This window comes from Aquidulcibacter sp. (assembly GCF_044346625.1).
GTDB lineage: Bacteria > Pseudomonadota > Alphaproteobacteria > Caulobacterales > Aquidulcibacteraceae > Aquidulcibacter.
The window spans coordinates 1-3,694 of the sequence record NZ_JBIIYV010000143.1; the positions used below are offsets into that span (position 1 = coordinate 1).

Genomic DNA, 3,694 nt, shown 5'->3' on the forward strand with positions numbered 1-3,694 from the left:
GGGCCAGCAAGTTAAGAGCACAAGGATATACCGTTGTTCGATATAGGTCAGCGGTCTTTTCACTTGCCAGCGCCGCCTTGGGACGCCTCGATGGCTATGTTGAGCACGGTTGCATGATCTGGGACATCGCAGCAGCTTCGACGATTTGCCGAAATGCTGGTCTTCAAACTAATGTTGTGCCTCTCGGCGGTGGGCGATTTTCAATCGAATCCATAGCGAACAATCAGTGACAGATTTGGCTACTTATTGCGCCGAATGCGGCTGGTCTGCAATTGTCTGTTGGCTGCAGATAAGCGGACCATTCGATGCTTGATCCTTAAGACAGATTGATTGGCTTTTTTGAGGCTGCGTGTTACGAACACGGGCACTTTCGGGCGTAATAGGTGCTTTTGGATGCACCGAAATGTTAAACCAGCATCTCATCTCGCCGTAATATTGCTCGCGATCAGGAAGGCGACAATCACCTCCAGTATCCCCCAAAGCAAGGGAATTTTTCCCAAATGTCGATCCACAATTGCAGAGGTGATCCGGCCAATTGCCATCCCGGCAGAACACGCGGCAAGCGCGAACAATATACCGTTTGACAGATCGGGACGGGTCAAGCTGAATAGGAGCAACCCGGACACAGCGAGTGGGAACCCACCATAGATACCGCGCACCTCGTTACGGCTATCGATTGCCGTAGTCTCGATGCCAAAATCTTTGAGTAAATTGTGGGGGCGGAACATTGCGGTCACGCCAATCGCGCCAAAAAACAAAGCCCCAAGCAAAACGCCGATTGTACCCAACATACGCTACCCTCCTACTTTAAATGCTTGCCATCCGACAAAGAGCAAAATGGGGATGCCAATCATGTCAGCCACGGCGATACTTTTGAGCGCCGGTGAAGCACCCGCGAGCCACCAGAGCAAAATGAAACTGCACATACTGATCCCGACAGCAAATGTTGCAAGGTGGCGGACTTCCGGTCGTAAGGCAGCCCAAATAGCTATGATGAAGACTATGAGGAAAAGAGCTGCACGATGATGCATCAGCGTGAAGATGTCGGATCCAGCTTCGACACGATACATCTTTGTTAGGAGGTCCGGTTTGAACACAGCAAGCGAGGGCAGAAGGTGGATCAAGGCAAGTAAAGCCCAGCAGATTTTCACGAACATGCAGGTTGCTCCTTTAACGTAGTCGTCAGTGCAAGAGCCAAGAGAGCTGGGCAAATGACGAGTGCAAAATCAAACGCGAATATTCCGTCGAATGGGAAGCCGCGATGGCCCCAAATCTGGATATGGAAGAGCGCGTGAAGAAATGGCCAAGCAATTCCCGCGATAGCAATATTGCGCGTTGTGGTGCTGGCTCCCCAGGTCAATGCACCACCACTAGCAAGAAAAGCCAGTCCAACATCGCTGATAAAATGCATGTTGAATGGCCCCATCAATTTTAAGCCGGGCGTCACTTCGTAAAAATCCATAGGTCGCGCAAATATGTAAACGCCCGTCAGCATCCAAACCATGCCAAGGCCAATCAGAATTGCCCGGTTCATTGGCGCACCCTGCTGGCACTGCGGCTGTTATGTCGGATTACGGTTGCATCAAGGTAAGTATGTTTCGCGGTGACCAACCCATCTCTAAAATAGATGACGTCAATCGCGGGAAGAAGATATGCGCGCCCGTTTGGGACGTAGCGGGATGCGCCAAATGTGAAAGCACGGGGTGGGTCCATGTGAATGTCATACTCAATGACGACGTTATCACTCCCTAAACTCAGCGACCGAACGGTTGACCGATACGTTGGATTGTCAGTCAGGATTTTTTGAAACTGCTGACGGATTGCCTCTTGCCCTTTTGCTGGCGCTGCGCCGTCGATGAACAGACGGAATGTGGAATCCGCACTATGCAGCGCAACAATCCGTCCCGCATCACGGCTCGCCCAAGCCTCGGCATATCTCTGCACCAATGGTTGAAGTTCACCAGTAGGCGGTGATTGGGCGACAACCGATTGTGTAGGCACTGCGAGCACGAAGGCGATCGCCATAACGAAATTTTTGAGTCTTTTCATAGCTGCGCCCTCCAAACGATGCCCTGCCTTTAACCGAGCCGCTTGTAACATGTCAATAAGATGTTATAGCGTGATGGGCTGGCAATAGTGCATTCAAGGGGAAAAAACCTCAGATGGCCAAAGCATTTTCCCGGAGCGACGCGCAAAGCGAACGACAAAGCGATCAGGCGCTGAGACTCATCAAGAACGCGATCATTCTCTGCCATTTGCCACCCGGGACTAGCTTTTCGGAAGCTGAATTGTCGGGGCGATTTGGTCTCGCCCGCGCTGCCACGCGTGCCGCCCTTATGCGCCTAGCTGAGGTTGGTTTGGTCGAACCTGTAGCACGTCACGGCTTTTTAGTGACACCAATCACCGTCGCTTCTATTCGCGAGCTATTCGAATTGCGCTTAATGATAGAGCCACAGGCTGCTGTTTTAGCCATTGGTAAGGTCGACATCGCAAAGTTGCGAAATCTAAACAGTTCAGCTCACTTGGCGGGTAACGACGCCCAACAGCTCGACTTTGTCGAAGACAACCGGGCTTTTCACGCAGAAATTGCCTCCGCCACAGGGAATCGCCGTTTATTTCTTCTGTTGGAATCACTGGCCGACGAAATGCAACGCTTGGTTCGGTTGGGCCTTTTTGGTCCAAGGGGTAGCGAGGCGGAACGTTACAACGCCGACAGTCAACATGAAGCCTTGATCGTCGCTTTTGAGGCGGGCGACCGGGAAGGTGCAAAAAATGCAGCACGTCATCATATTGAACATGCGCGTATGTTGGTGTTGAACCATGCCCTAATCAGCAATTTGCCAATCAACCTAAAATGATAGAGATAAAAGCTATGTTTACCAGAGGTCATGATGTTATCATCGCCGACACCGCTTTCATCCATCCTTCGGCCCTGATTTACGGCAAAGTGCGGATTGGTGCAGGAGCGTCTGTTTTCCCTTATGTTGTCAAGCGTTCCGAGGCACATGAAATCCAGATTGGTGCGCGAACCAATATCCAAGATTTTGTTATGGTCCATGTCGGAAACTTTACGCCAACAATTGTCGGCGACGACTGCTCGATAACCCACCACGTAACACTCCACGGTTGTGAAATCGGTGATCGATGCTTGATTGGGATCAATTCAACCATCATGGACGGAGCAAAAATAGGTGCCAATTCCATTGTTGCTGAACACAGTCTCGTGCGGTCTGGTCAGGAATTTCCACCTAATTCCGTGATAGCGGGATCGCCAGCGCGATTGATTAAAGAGCGAGACTGTTCCGATGCCAATCTAATGAATGCTCGAATCTATGAGCAGATCGCACGAGGCTATGCAAATGGCGAAGATCGGCTAGTATAAGACCGATATAGTGGGACGCATTGATTGGTATTTCCACCATTATAGGGCTTCTAGTCAAAATGGACAGATATTCGGTCCAACGACTACAAAAGAATCGGAAACCAATTTTCTAAGCGCAACACTTCGCATAGATCGTATTGCGTCCGCTTTCTGGAAGATCTGAAAGGTCGTTTTATGACTTGGTATGTGAAGGGTTTCGGATGCCTCTTGGCGTACGAAAGTGTCCAGGGAACGAATCTTGGTTGTTGTCGGGTGGTGCTATGGGGATTTCGCCAAAGGTGGGGGTTGGGCGCGGGTTTTAGGGCCTTGGGC

General features: G+C 50.8%; 7 protein-coding genes. 3 read left to right on the forward strand and 4 right to left on the reverse strand.

All coding sequences use genetic code 11. The features are described from left to right. Positions 1 to 230: inositol monophosphatase family protein (locus tag ACIQ20_RS16145; protein ID WP_395782119.1), on the forward strand; the 230-nt coding region annotated here is incomplete at its 5' end. Positions 231 to 419: 189 nt separating this feature from the next. Here the strand turns inward: ACIQ20_RS16145 and ACIQ20_RS16150 are convergent. From ACIQ20_RS16150 to ACIQ20_RS16165, 4 genes are read right to left on the reverse strand one after another with little or no spacing between them, the layout of a single operon-like run. Further along, positions 420 to 791, reverse strand: coding sequence for a DUF4345 family protein (locus ACIQ20_RS16150; RefSeq protein ID WP_395782121.1), 372 nt, complete (start codon positions 789 to 791; stop codon positions 420 to 422). Between the two features lie 3 nt (positions 792 to 794). Then, positions 795 to 1,157 (reverse strand): hypothetical protein, encoded by a 363-nt coding sequence (locus ACIQ20_RS16155; RefSeq protein ID WP_395782123.1) that lies wholly within the window; start codon positions 1,155 to 1,157, stop codon positions 795 to 797. Then, positions 1,148 to 1,534, reverse strand: a complete 387-nt coding sequence (locus tag ACIQ20_RS16160) for a hypothetical protein (protein WP_395782124.1) — start codon at positions 1,532 to 1,534, stop codon at positions 1,148 to 1,150. The genes ACIQ20_RS16155 and ACIQ20_RS16160 overlap by 10 nt, the downstream gene beginning before the upstream one ends. Beyond that, entirely contained in the window at positions 1,531 to 2,049 is a 519-nt protein-coding gene (locus ACIQ20_RS16165) for a nuclear transport factor 2 family protein (protein ID WP_395782126.1), read from the reverse strand. Before ACIQ20_RS16165 ends, ACIQ20_RS16160 begins: the two co-directional genes overlap by 4 nt. Before the next feature lie 113 nt (positions 2,050 to 2,162). Between ACIQ20_RS16165 and ACIQ20_RS16170 the strand changes: the two genes are divergently transcribed. Both ACIQ20_RS16170 and ACIQ20_RS16175 read left to right on the forward strand, forming a co-directional pair. Continuing rightward, positions 2,163 to 2,858, forward strand: coding sequence for a GntR family transcriptional regulator (locus tag ACIQ20_RS16170; RefSeq protein WP_395782128.1), 696 nt, complete (start codon positions 2,163 to 2,165; stop codon positions 2,856 to 2,858). Positions 2,859 to 2,872: 14 nt separating this feature from the next. Beyond that, positions 2,873 to 3,382: a gamma carbonic anhydrase family protein gene (locus tag ACIQ20_RS16175; protein ID WP_395782130.1), complete on the forward strand. Its 510-nt coding sequence runs from the start codon at positions 2,873 to 2,875 to the stop codon at positions 3,380 to 3,382. Positions 3,383 to 3,694: the final 312 nt, after the last annotated feature.